This window comes from Agromyces sp. CCNWLW213 (assembly GCF_037199545.1).
In the GTDB taxonomy this organism is placed as follows: domain Bacteria; phylum Actinomycetota; class Actinomycetes; order Actinomycetales; family Microbacteriaceae; genus Agromyces.
Genome location: NZ_JBBBDX010000012.1, coordinates 34,016 through 54,878 on the forward strand (window position 1 = coordinate 34,016; position 20,863 = coordinate 54,878).

Consider the following 20,863-nt stretch of genomic DNA (forward strand, 5'->3'; position numbering starts at 1 on the left):
CGTCCGCCCGTCGGCGCGTTCGCGCAAGGAGGTATCCATGGCGCTCGTGACCCTCGAGCACGTCACCAAGTCCTACCCGGCCGCCGATCGGCGCGCCGAGGCGGTCACCGCCGTCGACGACGTCTCCCTCGAGATCGAGGCCGGCGACGTCTACGGCATCATCGGCTACTCCGGCGCGGGCAAGTCGACGCTCGTGCGGCTCGTGAACGCGCTGGAGCCCGCGACGAGCGGGTCGATCCGCATCGACGGCCGCGAGATCACCGGCCTCGCCGAGCGGGAGCTCCGCGGCATCCGCCTCGGCATCGGCATGATCTTCCAGCAGTTCAACCTGTTCGAGGCGAAGACGGTTCGCGCCAACATCGCGTATCCCTTGAAGGTCGCCGGATGGCGCAGCGCCGACATCCGCGCCCGCGTCGACGAGCTCCTCGAGTTCGTCGGGCTCGCCGACAAGGCCGGCGCCCGTCCCGACCAGCTCTCGGGCGGGCAGAAGCAGCGCGTCGGCATCGCGCGGGCGCTCGCGACCCGCCCGCGGATCCTCCTCGCCGACGAGGCGACGAGCGCCCTCGATCCCGAGACGACGCACGAGGTGCTCACCCTGCTGAAGCGCGTCAACGAGGAGCAGGGCGTGACGATCATCGTGATCACGCACGAGATGGACGTCATCCAGACGATCGCGACGAAGGTCGCCGTGATGGACCGCGGCCGGGTCATCGAGCACGGCGACGTGTTCGACGTGTTCTCGGGCCCGCGGCATCCGTCGTCGCAGAAGTTCGTCGGCACCGTCATCAAGGGCGTGCCGTCGCCCGCCGAGCTCGCGGTGCTGCGCGAGCGGCACGAGGGGCGCATCGTGACGTTCTCGTTCCGCGACGGCGACGCGTCGCAGGCGCAGGTGTTCGTCGACCTCGCCGCGGCGGGGCTCGAGTTCGAGCTCGTCTACGGCGGCATCAACGACATCCGCGGTCGCGCGTTCGGCCACCTGACCCTCGCGATCAGGGGGGCGGATGCCGCGATCGACCGTGCGCTCGCACAGGTCGCGCGCCACGCCGACGTGACGGAGGTGCGCTGATGGACGCCCTCGTCGACCTCGCCCCCGAGTTCTGGGAGGCCGCCGCCGAGACGCTGTACATGGTGGCGCTCACGATGCTGTTCGGCGGCGCCGGCGGCTTCCTGCTCGGCACCGGCCTCTACGTCACGCGCCGCGGCGGCCTGCTGCCGAACGCGGTCGTGAACAACGTGCTCAACGTCGTCATCAACTTCTTCCGCCCGATCCCGTTCATCATCTTCATCGCGGCCGTGCAACCGGTCACGCGCGCGGTCATCGGCACGGGCATCGGCACGGATGCCGCGATCTTCGCGCTCTCGCTCGCGGCGTCGTTCGCCATCGGCCGCATCGTCGAGCAGAACCTGCTCACCGTGCGACCCGGCGTGATCGAGGCGGCCCGGTCGATGGGCGCCGGACCCTGGCGGATCCTCGGGACGGTCGTCGTGCCCGAGGCGCTCGGTCCGCTGATCCTCGGGTACACGTTCATCGTCGTCGCGGTGATCGACATGACCGCCATGGCCGGCTTCATCGGCGGCGGCGGCCTCGGCTACTTCGCGCAGCTGTACGGGTACCGCCAGTTCGAGCCCGTCGTGACGTGGGCGGCGGTGCTGCTCATCGTGGCGTTCGTGCAGGTCGTGCAGTACCTCGGCAACTGGCTCGCGCGGCGCGTGCTGCGGCGCTAGTGGTAGTGCGCCGACCCCTCGTGGGCGTCAGGCGAAGCCGAGCGACAGCTTGCGCAGCAGTGTCGCGAGCCGGCGCTGCTCGGCCGGCGGCAGGCCGGCGAGCAGTTCCGCCTCGGCGTCGACGAGCCGCGTGATGGCGGCGTCGACGCGCGTGAGACCCGCGGGCGTCATCTCGACGAGGATCCCGCGGCCGTCGTGCGGGTCGGTCTGCCGGGTGACCAGGCCGCGCGCGACGAGCCGGTCGATGCGATTGGTCATGGTGCCGCTCGAGACGAGGGTCTGCGCGAGCAGCGCCTTCGGCGGCAGGCGGAAGGGCGCCCCGGCCCGGCGCAGCGCGGAGAGCACGTCGAACTCCCACGACTCGAGCTCGGATCGCTCGAACGCCTGCTTGCGCGCGCGGTCGAGCAGCTTCGCGAGCCGTCCGACGCGCGAGAACACCTGCAGCGGCGCGAAGTCGAGGTCGGGGCGCTCGCGCTCCCAGTCGTCGACGATCCGGTCCACCTCGTCCGCGTCCGCCGTCATGCCGCCAGTATCGCATCGGCGGTGCGGCGTCCGTTCCGAGGCGGCGGATGCCGCGTGGCAGACTTGGTAGGCGCTCGGCGGACCCGTGCCGGGCGCGGTCCGCCATGGTGTAACGGCAGCACGACAGCCTTTGGAGCTGTGAGGACCAGGTTCGAATCCTGGTGGCGGAGCATGGACAACAACCTCGCCATCATCGTGCTCGCCGCGGGTCAGGGCACCCGCATGAAGTCGGCCACGCCGAAGATCCTCCACCCCCTCGCGGGCGCGCCGATCATCGCGCACGTGCTCGCCACCGCCCGCGCCCTCGACGCGGCGCACGTGGTCGCCGTCGTGCGCCACGAGCGCGACCTCGTCGCGACGGCGATCGAGGACGAGCTGCCCGGCACGATCATCGTCGACCAGGACGAGATCCCGGGCACCGGGCGCGCCGTCGAACAGGCCGTCGAGGCGCTCCCGGCCGACTTCGCCGGCGAGGTGCTCGTGTTGAACGGCGACGTGCCGCTGCTCAACGCGTCGACGCTCACCGAGCTGCTCGAGCGGCACCGCGCCGACGGGCTCGCGGCATCCGTGCTCTCGGCCCGCTACGACGACCCCACCGGCTACGGCCGGATCGTGCGCGCGGCCGACGGCTCGTTCGACCGCATCGTCGAGCAGAAGGACGCGAGCGAGACCGAGCTCGCCATCGACGAGGTCAACGCGGGCGTCTACGCGTTCGGCGCCGGCGCGCTGCGCGACCAGCTCGCGAACCTCACGACCGAGAACGCGCAGGGCGAGAAGTACCTCACGGACGTGATCGAGCACCTGCGCGCGGCCGGCTCCGAGGTGAAGGCGCGGCCCGTCTCCGAGGGCTGGCTCGTGGCCGGCGTCAACGACCGGGCCCAGCTCTCCGAGACGGCCGCCCGGCTGAACGCGCTCATCGTCCGCGGCTGGCAGCTCAACGGCGTCACGATCGAGGACCCGGCGACGACCTGGATCGACCTCGCGGTCCGCATCGAGCCCGACGTCACCATCCGCCCCGGCACGCAGCTGAAGGGCGCGACGGCGATCGCCACCGGCGCGATCGTGGGGCCCGACACCACGCTGGTCGACTGCGAGGTCGGCGAGAACGCCGAGGTGAAGCGCACGGATGCCACGCTCGCCGTCATCGGCCCGGGCGCCTCCGTCGGCCCGTTCTCGTACCTGCGCCCGGGCACCGTGCTCGGCGCCGACGGCAAGATCGGCACGTTCGTCGAGACGAAGAACGCGAACATCGGCGCGGGCAGCAAGGTCCCGCACCTCTCGTACGTCGGCGACACGGAGATCGGCGAGGGGTCGAACGTGGGGGCCGGCTCCATCACCGCGAACTACGACGGCGTGGACAAGCACCGCACCACGATCGGCTCCCACGTGCGCACCGGGTCGCACGGGGTGTTCGTCGCGCCCGTTACGATTGGGGACGGCGCCTACACGGGGGCCGGGACGGTCGTCCGCAAGGACGTTCCGGCCGGGGCCCTCGCGGTGAACGTCGCCCCGCAACGCAACATCGACGGGTGGGTCCGCGAGCACCGGGCGGGCACGAAGGCCGCCGAGGCGGCCGAGGCGGCCGGCACGGGCGAGGCCGTCCAGGCGACCGAGGACTGACCAGAGAACGCCGCCACCGGTGGGAAGGACTGCACACATGATCGAGACCACCGGTTCGAAGCGGCTCGTGCTGATCTCGGGGCGCGCGCATCCCGAGCTCGCCAAGCAGATCGCGGCGGAGCTCGGCTCCGAGCTGGTGCCGACCGATGCGCGCACGTTCGCCAACGGCGAGCTGTACGCGCGCTACGGCGAGAGCGTGCGCGGCACCGACGCGTTCGTCATCCAGTCGCACGCGGCGCCGATCAACGAGTGGCTCATGGAGCAGCTCATCATGGTCGACGCGCTGAAGCGCGCGTCCGCCAAGCGCATCACGGTCGTCTCGCCGTTCTACCCCTACGCCCGGCAGGACAAGAAGGGCCGCGGCCGCGAGCCGATCTCGGCGCGCCTGGTCGCCGACCTCTACAAGGCGGCCGGTGCCGACCGGATCATGTCGGTCGACCTGCACGCCGCGCAGATCCAGGGCTTCTTCGACGGGCCGGTCGACCACCTGTTCGCCATGCCCGTGCTGCTCGAGCACTTCCGCAAGCTGCTCGATCCCGAGACCCTGACGGTGGTCTCTCCCGACATGGGCCGCGTGCGCGTGGCCGACATCTGGTCCGACAAGCTCGGCGCGCCGCTCGCGATCATCCACAAGCGGCGCGACCCGCTCGTGCCGAACCAGGTCTCGGTGCACGAGATCGTCGGCACGGTCGAGGGCCGCGTGTGCCTGCTCGTCGACGACCTCATCGACACGGGCCGCACGATCGTGAAGGCGGCCGAGGCCCTGAAGAAGAACGGCGCCACCGGCGTCGTGGTCGCCGCCACCCACGCGGTGTTCTCGAACCCGGCGGTCGAGATCCTGCAGTCCGACTTCATCGACCAGGTCGTCGTCACCGACACGCTCCCCGTGCCGGAGGAGAAGCGCTGGGACCGCCTGACCGTGCTGCCCATCGCGCCGCTGCTGGCCCGCGCGATCCACGAGGTGTTCGAGGACGGCAGCGTGACGAGCATGTTCGACGGGGCGGCCTGATGGCGGATGCCACGGCGAAGCCCTGGCTCCGAAGCTATGCTCCGGGCGTCCCGCACGAACTGCCGGCGCCGGAGGGGTCGCTCTACGAGCTGATCCGCGCCTCGGTCGAGCAGTACCCCGATCGTCCGGCCCTCGAGTTCTTCGGACGGGTCACCAGCTACGCCGAGCTCGGCGACCAGGTCGAGCGCGCCGCCGAGGGCCTCCGGCGGCTCGGCGTGCAGCCCGGCGACCCGGTCGCGATCGTCCTTCCGAACTGCCCTCAGCACATCGTGGCGTTCTACGCGGTGCTGCGCCTCGGCGCGATCGTCGTCGAGCACAATCCCCTCTACACGCCGCGCGAGCTGCGGCACCAGTTCGAGGATCACGGCGCCCGCGTCGTGATCGCGTGGGACAAGGTCGTCGAGACGATCCAGGCCTTCCCGGACGACCTCCGCGTGCAGCACGTGGTCTCGGTCGACCTGACCCGGGCGATGCCGTTCGCGACGCGCGCGCTGCTGCGCCTGCCCGTCGCGAAGGCGCGCGAGTCGCGCGAGGCGCTGACCACGCGCGTGCGCGGCGCCGTGCCGTGGCGCGAGGTGCTGGCCGCCGATCCGGTCGACGCGCACATCACGGCGCCCGGCGTCGACGACGTCGCCCTCATCCAGTACACGAGCGGCACCACGGGCTCGCCGAAGGGCGCGACCCTGACCCACGCGAACCTCCTCGCCAATGCGGCGCAGGCCCGGGCCTGGGTGCCCGAGATCGAGCGCGGCACGTCGGTCGTCTACGCGGTGCTGCCGATGTTCCACGCGTACGGGCTCACGCTGTGCCTGACCTTCGCGATGAGCATGGGCGCACGGCTCGTGCTGTTCCCGAAGTTCGATCCCGAACTCGTGCTCAAGGCGGCCAGGAAGCGGCCTCCGACCTTCCTGCCCGCCGTTCCGCCGATCTACGAGCGCCTGACGCGCGCAGCCGTCGAGCAGGGCGTCTCGCTCCGCGGCATCCGGATCGCCATCTCGGGCGCCATGCCGCTGTCCGCCGAGGTCGTCGAGCCGTGGGAGGCGCAGACGGGCGGCTACCTCGTCGAGGGCTACGGGCTGTCGGAGTGCTCGCCCGTGCTCATGGCGAACCCCGTCGCGCCGAGTCGCAAGGCGGGCACGGTCGGACTGCCGCTGCCGTCGACCGAGGTGCGGGTCGTCGACCCCGACGACCCGACCCGAGACGTCCCGCACGGCGAGCGCGGCGAGCTCGTCGTGCGCGGGCCGCAGGTGTTCGGCGGCTACTGGAGGAAGCCCGACGAGACCGACGCCGTCTTCGTCGACGACCCCGACGGCGGTGCCCGGTGGTTCCGCACGGGCGACATCGTCACGATCGACGACGACGGATTCGTGAGCGTCGTCGACCGGATCAAGGAGCTCGTCATCACGGGCGGCTTCAACGTGGCGCCGAGCGAGGTCGAGGAGGCGCTCCGGCACCACCCCGACGTCGAGGACTGCGCCGTGGTGGGCCTGCCCGACGAGCGGACCGGCGAGGAGGTCGTCGCGGCGGTCGTGCTGCGACCCGGCGCGACGCTCGACGCGGAGTCCATCAGGTCGCTCGCCCGCGAGCGGCTCACGGCGTACAAGGTGCCCCGGCGCGTGGTCGCGGTCGACGACCTGCCACGCTCGCTCATCGGCAAGGTGATCCGTCGTCAGGTCAGGGATCGCCTGCTCGAGCGATAGCCGGACGCGACGGACCCGGCGCCGCTACGCCTCGCGTCCCGGCTCGGCCGGGCGCGGCGCCGCGGGCATCAGGCCGAGGTTGCCGAGCAGCATCCCGCGATCACCCGGCCCGACCCGCGCGGAGCACAGCCAGCCGGGCCCGCCCTCGGCGAACAGGTCGAACGCCACGCTCGAGGTCGCGTTGACGCTGTAGTCGAGCGCGTAGACCGCGCAGGCGCGCTCCGCCGCCGCGCGGGCGACGCCGTACGCGGAGAGGACGAGCGGAAGCAGCATCCCGGCGAGCGCGAAGAGCACGACGATGCGCAGCGCGCGTCGCCGCCGCTCCGTGCGGACCGGTCGGTCGTCGCGGTCGTCGCCGTCGTCGAAGAGCTCGGGATGCGAATCGTCCATCATGCCGATCCTTCCACGAGCACCGAGGCGATGCCCCCGATGCTCGCGAGGACGGTGGCGGCGGCGACACCGGGCAGGGCCCAGCGGGGCGGCGTGATGGTGAGCTCGGCGCCCGAGAGCTGGACGCGCCGGACGGCGCCGATCGCGACCGCGCCGCCGGCCGCGGCGAGGAGCAGCGCGCCCACGGCGACGAGGGACGCCTCGTCGAGGACCAGCCCGGCCCGGAGGGACAGCAGCGCGTTGACCGCGATGGCCAGGGAGGTGCGGCCCCAGGCGAGCGCCGTGCGCTCGGGTTGCAGCCCCGGATCGCCGGTGGCCGGGACGCGGTGGACGCTCACGTGCGGCGGCTCACGACGCGATCAGGACGACGGTGAGCACGGCCGCGGTCACGAGGCTGGTGGCGGCGAGCACGGGCAGCGCCCACCCGTACGGCAGTGGCCGCCCGTGCCGCATCGCGATCTCGTTGGCGCGCCAACGGGTGTAGGCGATCACGCTGAGCGCGGTCGACGCGACGCCGAGCCCGACGGCGATCACCACGAGCACCAGCCGGGGCTCGAGTCCGGTCGCGAACTGGTGCAGCAGGACGCCGCCGGCGAGCAGGGCGAGCGCCGTGCGGATCCAGGCGAGGAACGTGCGCTCGTTGGCGAGCGTGAAGCGGTAGTCGGGGTCCTGCCCCTCCTGCTGCCACGACGGCCTGGCCATCATCAGCTCCCCGCCGCCCGATTCCCGCTCCCGGCGCTAGTGCGACGAGGGCGTGGCCTCGATCTCCGAGCGGTCGCCCGACCACAGCGTGTGGAACACGCCGGGTCGGTCGACACGCTGGTAGGTGTGGGCGCCGAAGAAGTCGCGCTGGCCCTGCACGAGCGCGGCCGGCAGCCGGTCGGCGCGGAGGCCGTCGTAGTAGGCGAGGGACGACGAGAACGCGGGGGTGGGGATGCCGGCGCCCGCGGCGACCTGCACGACGCGCCGCCAACTGTCCTGCGCGCCGGCCACGGCCTCGCGGAAGTACGGCGCGGTCACGAGCGCGACGAGGCCCGGGTCGGCCTCGTACGCCTCGGCGATGCGGTTGAGGAACCGGGCGCGGATGATGCAGCCCGCGCGCCAGATCTTGGCGATGTCGCCCTTCTTGACGTCCCAGCCGAACTGCTCGGCGCCGGCGACGATCTCGTCGAAGCCCTGCGAGTAGGCGATGATCTTCGACGCGTAGAGCGCACGGCGCACGTCCTCGACGAACGCGTCGGCGTCGCCCTCGGCGACGGTCCAGGCGGTCGACGGGCCGGGCAGGTCGGCGGCGGCCTCGCGCTGGGCGCGCTTCGACGAGAGGCTCCGCGCGAACACGGCCTCGGCGATGCCCGAGACCGGGACGCCGAGGTCGAGCGCGTTCTGCACCGTCCACGCGCCCGTGCCCTTGGCGCCGGCCTCGTCGAGGATGACGTCGACGAGCGGCTGCCCGGTCGCGGCATCCGTCTGGCGGAGCACCTCGGCCGTGATCTCGATCAGGTAGCTCTCGAGCTCGCCGGTGTTCCACTCGGCGAAGATGTCGGCGATCTCGGCGGGCGACTTGCCCGTGCCCTGGCGGATGAGGTCGTACGCCTCGGCGATGAGCTGCATGTCGGCGTACTCGATGCCGTTGTGCACCATCTTCACGAAGTGCCCGGCGCCGTCCGTGCCGACGTGGGTCACGCACGGCTCGCCCTCGGCGACCGCGGCGATCGAGGCCAGGATCGGGCCGAGGGTCTCGTAGGACTCGGCGGACCCGCCGGGCATGATCGACGGGCCGTTGAGCGCGCCCTCCTCGCCGCCCGAGATGCCGGCGCCGACGAAGTGGATGCCGGTCGGCGCGATCTCGGCCTCGCGGCGGATGGTGTCGTGGAAGTTCGCGTTGCCGCCGTCGACGATGATGTCGCCCGGCTCGAAGCGCTTCACGAGCTCGGAGATGACCGCGTCGGTGCCCTTGCCGGCCTGCACCATGATGATCGCGGTGCGGGGCTTCGCGAGCGAGGCGACGAACTCGTCGTAGCCCTCGGCGGCGACGAAGCCCGCCTCGGGGTGCTCGGTCGTGAGCGTGCGCGTCCGCTCGGGCGAGCGGTTGAACACCGCCACGGTGTTGCCCTCGCGGCTCGCGAGGTTGCGGGCCAGGTTGGAGCCCATCACGGCGAGTCCGACGACTCCGATGTTGGCGGGGGCGGTGGTCGTGTTCTCGGGCATGCGCGGGCTCCTGCTCGTGGGGGGGTACCGGCACCACGCTAGCAGGGCGGTGCCGTACGAGAATCAGACGTCAACCAGTATGGCGACGAATAAATCCGATTTAAACGGATGGCACGGCGCCGCCGCGATCGCGGCCGGGGAGGGCCCGCGGAACGTCGCGCCACGTGCGCTCGACGTCGTCGGTCGTGCGGCCCAGCACGCGACGCATCGCCTCGCGCGCGGCATCCGCTCGGCCCGCGAGGATCGCGTCGGCCACGTCGACGTGCCACTGCATCGCATCCTCGTTCGGGTGCGTGGGCATGAGCCCGCTCGACGTGCGCCCCCGGAGCACCTCGCCCACGGCATCGCCGAGCGCCGCGAACATCTCGTTGCCGGACGCCCGCAGCACCGTGCGGTGGAACTCGACGTCGAGTTCGAGGAACTCAGCGGCGTCGCCCGCGCGGCCGGCCGAGCGCATCGCCGCGGCGATGCGCATCAGCTCGGTCCCGAGCTCGGCGGGCGCGAACCGGGCCGCGAGCTCTGCGGCGACGGGTTCGACCGCCGTGCGCAGCTCGGTCAGCGAACGCAGCTGCGCGCCCTTGCGCTCGGAGGCCAGGCGCCACCGGATGACGGAGGGGTCGAACAGGTTCCAGGCGGTCGCCGGCAGGACCCGGATCCCGACGCGCTTCACGCTCTCGACGAGTCCCAGCGACTGCGCCACCCGAACCGCCTCGCGGACGACGGATCGCGACACTTTCAGGTCGTCCTCGAGCGACTCGGTCCGCAGGACCGTGCCCGGCGCGAGCTCGCCCGACACGATCCGCGTGCCCAGGTGCTCGACGGCCAGGTCGTGCAGGCGGGAGCTCATGGGTCGAGGATATCGGCGGCGAATGCCCGACCTCCGGCATCCGGTAGACTGGGCGATTGAACTTCGGCGAGGGATGCCGCCGGAGCCGGGCTCGCCCGGGCGCGGCATCCGTGATCGACGCGGTGGAACGAGACTCACGGCTGTTCCTCACGCTGGCTGCGTCCCACGCGGTCCCGGGCGTTCGAGTTGACACATCAGACACCATCTGGGCCGCGAGCCCGCAAGGAGCCATCACCATGGACGAAGACAACAAGGTCGTCGCCGAGACGCGCGAGTCGTTCGGCAAGGGCGCGGCGCGCAAGATCCGCGCCGCCGGCAAGATCCCCGCCGTGCTCTACGGCCACGGCACCGACCCGAAGCACCTCACGCTGCCCGGCCACCAGATCCTGCTGCTGGTGCGCAAGGCCAACGCGGTGCTCGAGCTCAAGATCGGCAGCAAGACCGAGCTCGCGCTCGTGAAGGACGTCCAGAAGGACCCCGTGCACCAGATCATCGAGCACGTCGACCTCATCGTCGTCAAGCGCGGCGAGAAGGTCCAGGTCGAGGTCCCCGTGCACGTCGAGGGCGAGCCCGAGTCGGGCACCATCGCCGACCTCGACGCCAACACGCTGCTCCTCGAGGTCGAGGCCACCCACATCCCCGAGAACATCACCGTCTCGGTCGAGGGCCTCGAGGACGGCACCAAGCTCCACGCGAGCGATGTCGAGCTGCCCGAGGGCGCGACGCTGGTCAGCGACCCGGAGACGCTCGTCGTCAACGTGCACGTGCCGCAGAAGGTCGACCTCGGCGAGGAGGCCGCCGAGGCCGAGGCCGAGGGCGACGAGGGCGCCGAGGCTCCCGCCGAGGGCGAGGCCGAGGCCGCCGAGGGCGAGTCGGCCGAGTAGTCGACCGCCTCACGACGATCGGTCGCGAGGGCCTGCGACGCCGCATCCGGGTACGCTCGGACGCGGGCCGCAGGCCCTCCGCCGTTCCCACCACCCCTGCCCCGGAGGCATCCGTGAACCTGCTCGACCGCCTCCTGCACCGCCGGAAGGACGAGGTCGTGTCCGACAACACCTGGCTCGTCGTCGGCCTCGGCAACCAGGGCGCCCAGTACGCGGGCAACCGCCACAACGTGGGCCAGATGGTCGCCGACGAGCTCGCGACGCGCATCGGGGCGTCGTTCAAGAGCCACAAGACGCCGTCGCGCGTCGCCGAGGGGTTCCTCGGCCCGGGCCGGCCGAAGCTCGTGCTCGCGAAGCCCAACAGCTACATGAACACGTCCGGCGGACCGGTCTCGGCGCTGCTCAAGTTCTACTCGCTGCCCGTCGACCGGCTCATCGTCGTGCACGACGAGCTCGACATCCCGTTCGACACCGTTCGGCTCAAGCGCGGGGGCGGGCACGGCGGGCACAACGGGCTGCGCGACATCCAGAAGGCCGCGGGGTCGCCCGAGTTCACACGCGTCCGCGTCGGCATCGGCCGGCCGCCGGGGCGCATGGACGCCGCGGACTACGTGCTGCGCGACTTCGCCGGCGCCGAGCGCGAGGCGCTGCCGAACCTGCTGGCGGATGCCGCGGACGCCGTCGAGTCGATCGTCTCGGACGGGCTCGTGGCGGCGCAGCAGCGCTTCCACTCACCGGCCTGAGCCGTCGCGGCGCGGTCGGCCCGACCCTGACGCTAGATCAGCCCGCGGAGGAACTCGTCGGGTGACGTCCCGGCCGCCCGGGCGCGCTCGACGAGCCGCGTGTGCTCCTCGGTCGTGAGCTCGAGCGTGAGCGTGGTCCAGTCGGCGCTCGGGTCGTCGAAGTCGAACAGCGCCGCATCGGCGGGCGCGGGCTCGTCCGCCGTGCCGTCGATCCCGGCCACGACCTCCTCGGCCGGCGAGGACGCCAGCGCGTCGACCGCGGGCTCGCACGCCCCGGTCCAGCCGGGCCCCTCGGGGATGTCGCCGCCCTTCTGGTACGCGATCGCGACCGCGCGGGCGCGCTCGTCGGCGGCCTCGTTCATCGGGTGGCCGGCGTGGCCGCGCACCCATTCGAATCGGTAGCGGCGGCCCCGCAGCGCCTCGTCGAGCGACTGCATGAGCTCGAGGTTGAGCACGGGCGAGCCGTCGGCCTTGCGCCAGCCCTTGCGCTTCCAGTTCGGCATCCACTTGGTCAGCGCGTTGATCACGTACTGGCTGTCGCACTGGACGAGGAGCTCCTCGTCGAGGTGCGCCGTCGCGCGGAACAGCTCGAGCACGGCAGTGAGCTCGCCCATGTTGTTCGTGCCGTGGGGCCAACCGCCCGCGGCCCAGCACGAGTCGTCGACGTACCAGGCCCACCCGGCCGGGCCGGGATTGCCGAGGGCGGAACCGTCGGCGGCGGCGATGATCATGCGGGTCCTTCCGAAGCGCGAGCGGCCGGTCGTCCGGCGCGGCGACCATGCTATCGGCGGCCGCCGTCCTCGGAGCGCTGTCAGGGGCCGCGCGTAGACTGCTCCGGTGATCCTGCAGGGCTTGAACACGGCGCTTTCGCGCGCCTCCACGATCGAACGAGCCCTCGCGGAGGCCGAGCGGAACGCCGACTTCTCCGCACCGGCCGGCCTCGACGCGCCGCTGCTCGCGGCCCTCCTCGAACGCCGCCGCGCCGCCGGGCTCGCGCCGGCGCTGTTCGTGGTGACCGCCACGAGCCGCGAGGGCGAGGCGCTCCGCGCTTCCCTCGAGCCCTACCTCGACGCGGGCGAGGTCCTCGAGTTCCCGGCGTGGGAGACGCTCCCGCACGAACGCCTGAGCCCCTCCGCCGAGACGGTGGGCCGTCGACTGCACGCGCTCCGCCGGTTGCGCACGTGGGAGGCCGAGGGCGCGCGCCATCCGCTCGTCGTCGTCGCCTCGGTGCGCGCCGCGCTGCAGCCCGTGGCCGACAACCTCGGCGACCTCGAGCCGATCGTGCTCGCCACCGGAGCGCGCGGCCACGACCTGTCGCAGATCGCGCTGCGGCTCGTCGACCTCGCCTACTCGCGCGTCGACATGGTCTCCCGCCGCGGCGAGTTCGCGGTGCGCGGCGGCATCCTCGACGTCTTCCCGCCGACCGCCGACCATCCCGTCCGCGTCGACTTCTTCGGCGACGAGGTCGAGGAGCTCCGCGCGTTCTCGGTCGCCGACCAGCGCTCGCTTCCCGAGCAGGTCGAGCGCGTCGAACTCCCGCCGAGCCGCGAGCTGCTGCTCACCGAGCCCGTGCGCCAGCGGGCGCGCGAGATGGTCCACGAGTTCCCGAACCTCGCGGGCATCCTCGAGAAGGTCGCCGAGGGCATCCCGGTCGAGGGCATGGAGTCGCTCGCGCCCGCGCTGGTCGACCGGCTCGTCCCGGTCACCACCTACCTCCCGGCGGGCGCCGCGGTGGCCGTCGTCGCGCCCGAGCGGGTCGCCTCGCGCGCCGTCAACCTCGCCGAGACCAACCGCGAGTTCCTGGCCGCAGCCTGGAACGCCGCGACGGCCGGTGCCGCAGCACCCATCGACCTCGAGGCCGGCGACTTCCTCACCGTGCGCGGGCTCCGCGAGTCGGCACTGCACAGCGCGCCGGGCGAGGCCGACGCGCGGCGCGTGTGGTGGACCTTCTCGAGCTTCGACCAGGGCGACGCCGCCGAGGCGATCGGCGAGACGCCGGGCGGCCCGGACGGCGCGTACGTCCGGGTCGGCGCCACGAGCGTGCCGAGCTTCCAGGGCAACGTCGAAGGCGCCGTCGCGCACGTGGGCGAGCGACTCCGCGACGGCTGGAGCCTCGTCGTCGCGGCCGCCGGGCACGGCCTCGTCGAGCGCGCTCGCGACGTGCTCGCCGAGCACGGACTCGCGGGCCGGCTGGTCGACGAGCTCCCCGCCGAACTCGAGCCCGGTGTCGCGTTCCTCGTGCAGGCGCCGGCGTCCGCGGGGTTCGAGGTCCCCGAGGCGAAGCTCGGCCTCATCGCCGAGGCCGAGTTCTACGGCCGGTCCGCCGGGTACGACACGCGGCAGGTCAAGAAGCTCGCGAGCCGACGGCGCAACGTCGTCGACCCGCTCCAGCTCAAGCCCGGCGACTACGTCGTGCACTCCACGCACGGCATCGGCCGGTTCGTCGAGCTCGTGCAGCGCGAGGTCGCGACCGGCACCCGACCGACCGGTCCCAGCCGCACCGCGGGCATCCAGCAGGCGCCGAAGTCGATCCGCGAGTACGTCGTGCTCGAGTACGCCCCGTCGAAGCGCGGCCAGGCGGGCGACCGCCTCTACGTGCCGATGGACCAGCTCGACCTGCTCTCTCGGTACGTCGGCGGCGAGGCGCCGTCGCTCTCCAGGATGGGCGGCAGCGACTGGGCCCAGGCGAAGAGCCGCGCGCGGAAGGCGGTCCGCGACATCGCCGTCGAACTCGTCAAGCTCTACTCCGCGCGGATGGCCGCGAAGGGCCACGCGTTCGGGCCCGACACCCCCTGGCAGCACGAGCTCGAGGAGGCGTTCCCCTACGCCGAGACGCCCGACCAGCTGCAGACCATCGACGAGGTCAAGGCCGACATGCAGCGACCCATCCCCATGGACCGCCTGCTCGCCGGCGACGTCGGCTTCGGCAAGACCGAGGTCGCCGTGCGCGCCGCGTTCAAGGCCATCCAGGAGGGCAAGCAGGTCGCGATGCTCGTGCCGACGACCCTGCTGGTCAAGCAGCACCTCGAGACGTTCAACGAGCGGTTCGCCGGGTTCCCCGTTCACGTCCGGGCGCTCAGCCGGTTCCAGACCGACAAGGAGGTGCGCGAGACCGTCGCCGGCCTCGCCGACGGGACCGTCGACATGGTCATCGGCACGCACCGCATCCTCACCGAGAAGGTGAGGTTCAAAGACCTGGGACTCCTCGTGATCGACGAGGAGCAGCGGTTCGGCGTCGAGCACAAGGACCAGTTGAAGAAGCTCAAGACCAACGTCGACATCCTCGCGATGAGCGCGACGCCCATCCCGCGCACGCTCGAGATGGCGGTCACCGGCATCCGCGAGATGTCGACGCTCGCGACGCCGCCCGAGGACCGCCATCCGATCCTCACCTACGTCGGCCCCTACTCCGACCAGCAGGTGGCGGCCGCCATCCGGCGGGAGATGCTGCGCGAGGGCCAGGTCTTCTTCGTGCACAACCGGGTGTCGTCGATCAACCGGGTCGCGGCCCGGCTCGCCGAGCTCGTGCCCGAGGCGCGCATCGCCGTCGCGCACGGCCAGCTCAACGAGCACGTGCTCGAGCAGATCGTGGTCGACTTCTGGGAGCGCAGGTTCGACGTGCTCGTCTCGACCACCATCATCGAGACCGGCCTCGACATCGCCAACGCGAACACGATCATCATCGACCGCGCCGACAAGTACGGGCTCAGCCAGCTGCACCAGCTCCGCGGTCGCGTCGGCCGCGGCCGCGAGCGCGCGTACGCCTACTTCCTCTACGACCCGGCCAAGCCGCTGAGCGAGACGGCGCACGACCGGCTCGAGACGATCGCCGCGAACAACGAACTCGGCAGCGGCATGCAGGTCGCCCTGAAGGACCTCGAGATCCGCGGGGCGGGCAACCTGCTCGGCGCCGAGCAGGCCGGCCACATCGCCGGCGTCGGCTTCGACCTGTACCTCCGCATGATCGGCGAGGCCGTGAACGCCTTCCGCGGCGAGGTCGCCGAGGGGCAGACCGAGCTGCGGCTCGAGCTGCCCGTCGACGCGCACATCCCCGAGGACTACGTCGACAGCGAACGACTCCGGCTCGAGGCGTACCAGAAGCTGTCGGCGGCGAGCGGACCCGCAGCGAAGGAGGGTCAGATCGACCTCGTCGTCGAGGAACTGGTCGACCGGTACGGCGAACCGCCCGAGGCGGTCGAGCACCTCGTCGCGATCTCGCGCCTGCGTCGCCGGGCGCAGCTCGCCGGGCTGTCCGACGTCATCGCGACGGGTTCCAAGCTCCGCATCGCCCCCGCGAAGCTCCCGGATTCCCGCCGGGTGCGTCTCGAGCGCATGTACCCGGGCGCGAAGGTGTTCGCGCAGAACGACGTGATCCTCGTGCCCTTCCCGACGCCCGGCGGCGAGGCTCCCGGCGACGCCGATCTCATCGAGTGGGTGTCGAACCTGATCGGCGTGATCTTCCCCGTCGAGCAGCCGGCCGAGGCGGGAGCCGCGGCGGCCTCGGGCTGACGCCCGGTCCGCGTCAGCGCGACATCGCGCCGCCGACGCCCGCCGCCTCCCCGAGGCGCCGGTAGTGGCGCGACCGGAGCGCGACGAGCACGGCGGAGACGACCATCGCGACGCCCGACCCCAGGAGCACCGCGACCGTCCCCTGGTCGATCACCTCGGGATACTCCCGGAAGGCCAGCTCGTTCATCAGCAGCGACACGGTGAAGCCGATGCCGCCGAGCGCGCCCACGACCAGGATGTCGGCCCACGTGAGCGGCTTGGCGCCCGTGCGTCGGTGGACGACGAGCGTGGCGAGCCCGCCGATGAGCGTGATGCCCACGATCTTCCCCAGCGGCAACCCGACGAGGATGCCCCAGAACGCCGGATCGAGCTCGCTCGGGCGCACCTGCGGGATCGCGACGAGGGCCGCGGAGAATGCGAACAGCGGCAGGATCACGCCGTTCGACCACGGCTCGAGGACGTGCAGGGCGCGGCCGGCCGGGCGCCGCGACATCACGAGACCGAGCATGACGCCCGCGATGGTCGCGTGCACGCCGGACAGGAAGACGAAGCTCCACGTCAGGACGGCAAGCACCACGAGCACGGCGATCACGGGCCACTGGGGTCGTCGGCCCAGCACGTACGGTGACCGCGGTCGCAGCAGGCGGCTCGTCACGCCGAACGCGGTCACGGTGATCGCCGCGAACCCGAGCCGGGTGAGGTCGGCGTCGGCCGTGAAGAAGAAGGCGATGAGCAGGATGGCGATGAGGTCGTCGAGCACCGCGAGCGCCAGCAGGAACACGCGCACGCGGGTCGGGATGAACCGGCCGAACATCGCGAGCACGCCGAGCGCGAACGCGATGTCGGTCGCCGTGGGGATCGGCCAGCCGTCGGCCGTCGGGGCGCCGGCCGCGAAGGCGAGGAACACCAGCGCGGGGACGACCACGCCGCCGACGGCCGCGATCGCCGGCAGCGCCGCCTTCGAGAGGCTGTTCAACTCGCCGATGACCAGTTCGCGCCGCAGCTCGACCGCGACGATGAAGAAGAAGATCGCGAGCAGGCCGTCGCTGATCCAGTGCCCGACCGACAGCTTCAACGGCGTGAACGGAACCTGGAGGTACGCGTGCTGCAGGTCGATGAGCGCCGGGCCGAGCGAGAGGTTGGCCAGCAGCAGGCCGAGCACGGCGGCGGACAGCAGGAGCGAGGCGGAGACGCGCTCGGAGCGGAGGAGGTTCATGGCACCTCTGCGGATCGGGGCGGCGGACCGGGCCGCGCGGGACGACGACGACGCTCGCGCGTCGGCCGACCAGACTTCCCGGCACTCCCGACCACCACTCTACCCGGCCGGTTACGCTCGCTACGAGGAGCCGCAGGGCGCGGACGGAAAGGCGACCACGGATGACGCAGGCACCCGCACCCGCACCCGGCGACGGGCTCCTCGGGCTCGTGGCGATGGTCGGCCGGCTCCGCGGACCGGACGGCTGCCCCTGGGACGCCGACCAGACCCACGAGTCGCTCGTGCAGTACCTCGTGGAGGAGTGCTGGGAGCTGATCGACGCGATCGAGTCCGGCTCGCGCGAGGAGATGATCGAGGAGCTCGGCGACGTGCTCTACCAGGTGCTGTTCCACGCCGACCTCGCCGCGCACACCCCCGGCGAGGATTACGACATCGACGAGGTCGCGCGTCACATGACGGCCAAGATGGTGGCGCGCCATCCGCACGTGTTCGGCGACCGCGAGGCGGAGACCGCCGCCGACGTCGTCGCGTTCTGGGACGAACTCAAGGCCGGCGAGAAGCCGCACCGCACGAGCGTGCTGGACGGCGTGCCGCAGGGCATGCCCGCGCTGGCCCTCGCGCAGAAGCTGCTCGGCAAGGCCGAGAAGGTCGGCGTGACGCGCGAGCCGACGGATGCCGCCCTCGCGCCGGCCACGGAGGCGGAGCTCGGCGCGACGCTGCTCGCGCTCGTGTCCTCGGCTCGCGACCAGGGATTCGACGCCGAACGCGCGCTGCGCGGCGCCATCCGCTCGCTGCAGGAGGACGTGCGGGCCGCCGAGGCGTGAGACGCCGGTGCGGCGGCTCAGGCGATGCGGCTGCCGCGCGCGAGTCGCTGCGCGGGCGTCCGTGTGCGGCGGATGGCCCAGGCGAGGGCGCCCGCCGCGAGCAGCACGTGGACGGCGAGTCCGACGAACCAGGACGGCACCGAGCGGTCGTACACCTCGGCGGGCCGCTCCCAGTCGTCGTCGGGCGCGATCGAGCCGGACGGCGTCCAGTTCGCGCACTCGTCGTACTCCACCTCGAGCTCGGGTGCGTGCTGGGCCTGCCGCACGCCGGTCGCGATCCAGCCGAACAGGTCGTTCGGGTTGCCGTGCTCGTCGAAGCTCCCGGGCGCGGCATCCGCCACGACGACGTACGGGTTCGCCGCGAGGAAGCCCCAGACGAAGTCGAACCGGGGCACCTGGTAGCTGTAGGTCTCGGACGGCAGGCACGGCGGCTCCTCGCCCGGAGGGACGCCGTCGCGCTCGACCGCCGCCCAGTCGACGTAGGTGTTCGTCGTCCGGGCCTCGGACCGGACGGACGCGCCGCCGAGCCCGAAGGCGATGAGCGTGCCGATCGAGAGCGCGGCGACGACGAGGTACGTGACCGCGACCGAGAACAGCGGCCGGGTCAGCACGCCGGAGAGGCCGACGCCGATCGCGGCGACCACGCCGAGCTCGAGCGCCGTCACGAGCGTTGAGACGACGATCGTCGACGCGGGCACCTCGCCGAGGGCGACCGCGAAGACGAGGAACGGGAGGGCTGCGACGAGGAAGGCGAGCCCGGTGATCCACGCGGCCAGCCATTTGCCGAGCACGATCTGCGCCGTGCCCACGAGCGTGACCTGCGTCGTCGCGAGCGTGCCGGCATCGCGCTCGCCGTTGATCGCGCTGGCGCTCAGCGCGGGGGAGACGAGCGTGCCGAGCAGGAGCACGAAGAAGACGATCGTCGAGAACACCCCGCCCCCGCCGTCGAAGAACGCGTCGGTCGCGAAGACGAGCAGCACCGTGACGGCGAGCACGAGCACCACGAACACGGCGAGCAGCACGTACCAGGCGAGAGTGCGCGTGCGCTGCCGCAGGTCGAGGGTGACCACCAGCCAGAGGCCCTGCAGGAATCCGGTCATGCGGGGCTGCCTCCGTTGCGGCTCAGGTCGAGGAAGACGTGCTCGAGGTCGCCGACCGCGGGCGCGAAGGACGAGATCGGGACGCCCGCGCCGACGAGGTGCGCGAGCAGCTGCGCGGCGTCCTCCTCGGAGGCGAGCGGGACGATCGCGCCCAGGTTGTCGATGCGGCTCGCCGACCCCCACCCGGCGGCGTCGAGCGCGACACGGAGCCGCTGGGGATCGAGCGACCGCACGCGCCAGTCGCGCGCCGCGCCCGCGGCGCGCGCGACGTCGTCGGCGGCGGCCGTGACGCCCCCGGAGAGGTACACGGCCTGGTCGGCCATCTCCTCGAGCTCGGCGAGCACGTGGCTCGACACGAGCACCGTGCGACCCTCGGCGGCGAGCCGGCGCACGAGCAGGCGCAGGGAGGCGCGCGCCATGGGGTCGAGGCCGGAGGCCGGCTCGTCGAGCAGCAGCACCTCGGGATCGTGCACGAGCGCCCGGGCGAGGCTCAGTCGCTGCTTCTGCCCGCGCGAGAGGACGCGCGTGGGGCGGTCGGCGAGCTCGCCGAGGTCGACGAGTTGGATGAGCTCGGCGGCGCGTGCCGCGGCGGCATCCGCCGGGCGACCGTACAGGCGCGCGCTCGCCACCAGCGCCTCGCGCACGGTGAGCGTCGCCCACGAGCCGAGCAGGTCGGGCATCCATCCCATGCGGGCGCGAACCTCGCGCGGCTCGGTCACCGCGTCGAATCCCGCGACCCGCACCGTGCCGGCATCGGGCCGCAGCAGTGTCGCGAGCATGAGCAGCAGCGTGGTCTTCCCTGCGCCGTTCGGGCCGATCAGCCCGGCGACATGCCCCGGCTCCACGGTGAACGTCGCGTTCCTCACGGCGTGCACGTCGCCGAACGCGCGTGCGACCCCGGACACCTCGATGCCGGCCATCCGACCTCCCTCGGGTCGGCGGATGCGCCGACGAGACGGCAGCCTATCGGCGGCAGACCGCCCGTGGACCGGGGACGGCACGGATGTGGAGAACCCCGTCCGGTACGACGCCGCGACTGTGATCGGCGGCCGGGGATCGCACCCCCGTGACGCCCGGCCCACGTCGGCGTAGCCTTCGGCCATGACCATCGATCGGACGAGACTGGGGCAGTTCCTCGAGCGCTACGGCGCGTCGCTCGCCGCGTTCGACGCCTCGGCGAGCGCATCGCTGTGGGGGGAGCCGCGCGCCATCCTGTCGGACGGCTTCGCCGGTGCGCTCGGCAGCGACGACGAGCTCGTGGCCGCGCTCGAGCAGTCGTACCCGCTCTACCGCGCGCTCGGCCTCGCGGGCGTCGAGCACGAGCTGCTGGAGGAGGCGCCGATCACCGACCGCATCACGCGCGTGCGGGTGCGCTGGCACTTCCTCGACGAGACGGGCGAGCGGATGTCGCGGAGCGACTACGAGTACTACGTCGTCGAGGGCGACGACGGCGCGCTGCGCGTGCGGTTCGCCGTGGGCATCGACGACGCCGAGCAGCTCGCCGACCTCGCGCGGCGCAAGGGGATCGACCTCGGCTGACCGGCCGGCGCGTCGCCGGTCGACCGC

Annotated in this window: 20 protein-coding genes and 1 tRNA gene; 11 read left to right on the forward strand and 10 right to left on the reverse strand. The window is 72.4% G+C overall.

Annotation, left to right across the window (positions count from 1 at the left end; translation table 11 throughout):
• The first annotated feature begins 37 nt into the window (after positions 1-37).
• Both WBQ80_RS16545 and WBQ80_RS16550 read left to right on the forward strand, forming a co-directional pair.
• Positions 38-1,066, forward strand: a complete 1,029-nt coding sequence (locus WBQ80_RS16545) for a methionine ABC transporter ATP-binding protein (protein ID WP_336573231.1) — start codon at positions 38-40, stop codon at positions 1,064-1,066.
• Positions 1,066-1,725, forward strand: a complete 660-nt coding sequence (locus tag WBQ80_RS16550; protein ID WP_336573232.1) for a methionine ABC transporter permease — start codon at positions 1,066-1,068, stop codon at positions 1,723-1,725. Before WBQ80_RS16545 ends, WBQ80_RS16550 begins: the two co-directional genes overlap by 1 nt.
• Positions 1,726-1,752: 27 nt before the next feature.
• Here WBQ80_RS16550 and WBQ80_RS16555 read toward each other — a convergent pair whose 3' ends face one another.
• The gene (locus tag WBQ80_RS16555; protein ID WP_336573233.1) at positions 1,753-2,247 is read right to left on the reverse strand and encodes a MarR family winged helix-turn-helix transcriptional regulator; all 495 of its coding nucleotides are present in this window, start codon (positions 2,245-2,247) and stop codon (positions 1,753-1,755) included.
• A gap of 98 nt (positions 2,248-2,345) precedes the next feature.
• Between WBQ80_RS16555 and WBQ80_RS16560 the strand changes: the two genes are divergently transcribed.
• The 4 genes from WBQ80_RS16560 (at position 2,346) to WBQ80_RS16575 (ending at position 6,576) form a co-directional block, all read left to right on the forward strand.
• Positions 2,346-2,417: transfer RNA gene (locus WBQ80_RS16560), tRNA-Gln, on the forward strand.
• Between the two features lies 1 nt (position 2,418).
• Entirely contained in the window at positions 2,419-3,867 is a 1,449-nt protein-coding gene (glmU, locus tag WBQ80_RS16565; protein ID WP_337282614.1) for a bifunctional UDP-N-acetylglucosamine diphosphorylase/glucosamine-1-phosphate N-acetyltransferase GlmU, read from the forward strand.
• Positions 3,868-3,904: 37 nt separating this feature from the next.
• Positions 3,905-4,876 (forward strand): ribose-phosphate diphosphokinase, encoded by a 972-nt coding sequence (locus WBQ80_RS16570; RefSeq protein WP_336571071.1) that lies wholly within the window; start codon positions 3,905-3,907, stop codon positions 4,874-4,876.
• Entirely contained in the window at positions 4,876-6,576 is a 1,701-nt protein-coding gene (locus tag WBQ80_RS16575; RefSeq protein WP_336571072.1) for a long-chain-fatty-acid--CoA ligase, read from the forward strand. Before WBQ80_RS16570 ends, WBQ80_RS16575 begins: the two co-directional genes overlap by 1 nt.
• A gap of 24 nt (positions 6,577-6,600) precedes the next feature.
• Here the strand turns inward: WBQ80_RS16575 and WBQ80_RS16580 are convergent, their stop codons facing one another.
• The 5 genes from WBQ80_RS16580 to WBQ80_RS16600 form a co-directional block, all read right to left on the reverse strand.
• Complete coding sequence (locus WBQ80_RS16580) at positions 6,601-6,969, reverse strand: hypothetical protein (protein ID WP_336571073.1); 369 nt, start codon at positions 6,967-6,969, stop codon at positions 6,601-6,603.
• On the reverse strand, positions 6,966-7,304 hold the full coding sequence (locus WBQ80_RS16585; RefSeq protein ID WP_336571074.1) for a DUF202 domain-containing protein: 339 nt from the start codon (positions 7,302-7,304) through the stop codon (positions 6,966-6,968). The genes WBQ80_RS16580 and WBQ80_RS16585 overlap by 4 nt, the downstream gene beginning before the upstream one ends.
• A gap of 10 nt (positions 7,305-7,314) precedes the next feature.
• Complete coding sequence (locus WBQ80_RS16590) at positions 7,315-7,668, reverse strand: YidH family protein (protein WP_336571075.1); 354 nt, start codon at positions 7,666-7,668, stop codon at positions 7,315-7,317.
• A gap of 36 nt (positions 7,669-7,704) precedes the next feature.
• Positions 7,705-9,174: an NADP-dependent phosphogluconate dehydrogenase gene (gndA, locus tag WBQ80_RS16595; RefSeq protein WP_336571076.1), complete on the reverse strand. Its 1,470-nt coding sequence runs from the start codon at positions 9,172-9,174 to the stop codon at positions 7,705-7,707.
• A 100-nt stretch (positions 9,175-9,274) separates the two neighbouring features.
• The gene (locus WBQ80_RS16600) at positions 9,275-10,021 is read right to left on the reverse strand and encodes a FadR/GntR family transcriptional regulator (protein WP_336571077.1); all 747 of its coding nucleotides are present in this window, start codon (positions 10,019-10,021) and stop codon (positions 9,275-9,277) included.
• Between the two features lie 236 nt (positions 10,022-10,257).
• Here WBQ80_RS16600 and WBQ80_RS16605 point away from each other — a divergent pair, with 236 nt between their 5' ends.
• Complete coding sequence (locus tag WBQ80_RS16605) at positions 10,258-10,905, forward strand: 50S ribosomal protein L25/general stress protein Ctc (protein WP_336571078.1); 648 nt, start codon at positions 10,258-10,260, stop codon at positions 10,903-10,905.
• Positions 10,906-11,063: 158 nt separating this feature from the next.
• Positions 11,064-11,648, forward strand: a complete 585-nt coding sequence (pth, locus tag WBQ80_RS16610; protein WP_336571181.1) for an aminoacyl-tRNA hydrolase — start codon at positions 11,064-11,066, stop codon at positions 11,646-11,648.
• A gap of 32 nt (positions 11,649-11,680) precedes the next feature.
• Here the strand turns inward: pth and WBQ80_RS16615 are convergent, their stop codons facing one another.
• The gene (locus WBQ80_RS16615) at positions 11,681-12,379 is read right to left on the reverse strand and encodes an RNase H family protein (protein WP_336571079.1); all 699 of its coding nucleotides are present in this window, start codon (positions 12,377-12,379) and stop codon (positions 11,681-11,683) included.
• Positions 12,380-12,485: 106 nt separating this feature from the next.
• On the opposite strand from WBQ80_RS16615, the gene mfd reads away from it, so the two are divergent.
• A complete protein-coding gene (gene mfd / locus WBQ80_RS16620; RefSeq protein WP_336571080.1) occupies positions 12,486-16,157 on the forward strand; it encodes a transcription-repair coupling factor in 3,672 nt (1,223 codons plus the stop codon).
• 13 nt (positions 16,158-16,170) lie between these two features.
• On the opposite strand, the gene nhaA is transcribed toward mfd, so the two are convergent.
• A complete protein-coding gene (gene nhaA, locus WBQ80_RS16625; RefSeq protein WP_336571081.1) occupies positions 16,171-17,373 on the reverse strand; it encodes a Na+/H+ antiporter NhaA in 1,203 nt (400 codons plus the stop codon).
• 161 nt (positions 17,374-17,534) lie between these two features.
• Between nhaA and WBQ80_RS16630 the strand changes: the two genes are divergently transcribed.
• On the forward strand, positions 17,535-18,197 hold the full coding sequence (locus tag WBQ80_RS16630) for a MazG family protein (RefSeq protein ID WP_336571082.1): 663 nt from the start codon (positions 17,535-17,537) through the stop codon (positions 18,195-18,197).
• 17 nt (positions 18,198-18,214) lie between these two features.
• On the opposite strand, the gene WBQ80_RS16635 is transcribed toward WBQ80_RS16630, so the two are convergent.
• Positions 18,215-19,297: an ABC transporter permease gene (locus WBQ80_RS16635; RefSeq protein ID WP_336571083.1), complete on the reverse strand. Its 1,083-nt coding sequence runs from the start codon at positions 19,295-19,297 to the stop codon at positions 18,215-18,217.
• Positions 19,294-20,217: an ABC transporter ATP-binding protein gene (locus tag WBQ80_RS16640; protein ID WP_336571084.1), complete on the reverse strand. Its 924-nt coding sequence runs from the start codon at positions 20,215-20,217 to the stop codon at positions 19,294-19,296. The genes WBQ80_RS16635 and WBQ80_RS16640 overlap by 4 nt, the downstream gene beginning before the upstream one ends.
• A 181-nt stretch (positions 20,218-20,398) precedes the next feature.
• Between WBQ80_RS16640 and WBQ80_RS16645 the strand changes: the two genes are divergently transcribed.
• Positions 20,399-20,836, forward strand: coding sequence for a hypothetical protein (locus tag WBQ80_RS16645; protein WP_336571085.1), 438 nt, complete (start codon positions 20,399-20,401; stop codon positions 20,834-20,836).
• The last annotated feature ends 27 nt before the right edge of the window (positions 20,837-20,863 follow it).

Bases quoted from the DNA above. Each gene is read 5' to 3' on its own strand.
- WBQ80_RS16575 (WP_336571072.1), top strand. From the start codon at position 4,876: ATGGCGGATGCCACGGCGAAGCCCTGGCTCCGAAGCTATGCTCCGGGC.
- nhaA (WP_336571081.1), bottom strand. From the start codon at position 17,373: ATGAACCTCCTCCGCTCCGAGCGCGTCTCCGCCTCGCTCCTGCTGTCC.
- WBQ80_RS16630 (WP_336571082.1), top strand. From the start codon at position 17,535: ATGACGCAGGCACCCGCACCCGCACCCGGCGACGGGCTCCTCGGGCTC.
- WBQ80_RS16550 (WP_336573232.1), top strand. From the start codon at position 1,066: ATGGACGCCCTCGTCGACCTCGCCCCCGAGTTCTGGGAGGCCGCCGCC.
- gndA (WP_336571076.1), bottom strand. From the start codon at position 9,174: ATGCCCGAGAACACGACCACCGCCCCCGCCAACATCGGAGTCGTCGGA.
- WBQ80_RS16580 (WP_336571073.1), bottom strand. From the start codon at position 6,969: ATGATGGACGATTCGCATCCCGAGCTCTTCGACGACGGCGACGACCGC.
- WBQ80_RS16545 (WP_336573231.1), top strand. From the start codon at position 38: ATGGCGCTCGTGACCCTCGAGCACGTCACCAAGTCCTACCCGGCCGCC.
- glmU (WP_337282614.1), top strand. From the start codon at position 2,419: ATGGACAACAACCTCGCCATCATCGTGCTCGCCGCGGGTCAGGGCACC.
- WBQ80_RS16640 (WP_336571084.1), bottom strand. From the start codon at position 20,217: ATGGCCGGCATCGAGGTGTCCGGGGTCGCACGCGCGTTCGGCGACGTG.
- WBQ80_RS16600 (WP_336571077.1), bottom strand. From the start codon at position 10,021: ATGAGCTCCCGCCTGCACGACCTGGCCGTCGAGCACCTGGGCACGCGG.
- WBQ80_RS16605 (WP_336571078.1), top strand. From the start codon at position 10,258: ATGGACGAAGACAACAAGGTCGTCGCCGAGACGCGCGAGTCGTTCGGC.
- WBQ80_RS16615 (WP_336571079.1), bottom strand. From the start codon at position 12,379: ATGATCATCGCCGCCGCCGACGGTTCCGCCCTCGGCAATCCCGGCCCG.
- WBQ80_RS16635 (WP_336571083.1), bottom strand. From the start codon at position 19,297: ATGACCGGATTCCTGCAGGGCCTCTGGCTGGTGGTCACCCTCGACCTG.
- WBQ80_RS16555 (WP_336573233.1), bottom strand. From the start codon at position 2,247: ATGACGGCGGACGCGGACGAGGTGGACCGGATCGTCGACGACTGGGAG.
- WBQ80_RS16590 (WP_336571075.1), bottom strand. From the start codon at position 7,668: ATGGCCAGGCCGTCGTGGCAGCAGGAGGGGCAGGACCCCGACTACCGC.
- WBQ80_RS16570 (WP_336571071.1), top strand. From the start codon at position 3,905: ATGATCGAGACCACCGGTTCGAAGCGGCTCGTGCTGATCTCGGGGCGC.
- WBQ80_RS16645 (WP_336571085.1), top strand. From the start codon at position 20,399: ATGACCATCGATCGGACGAGACTGGGGCAGTTCCTCGAGCGCTACGGC.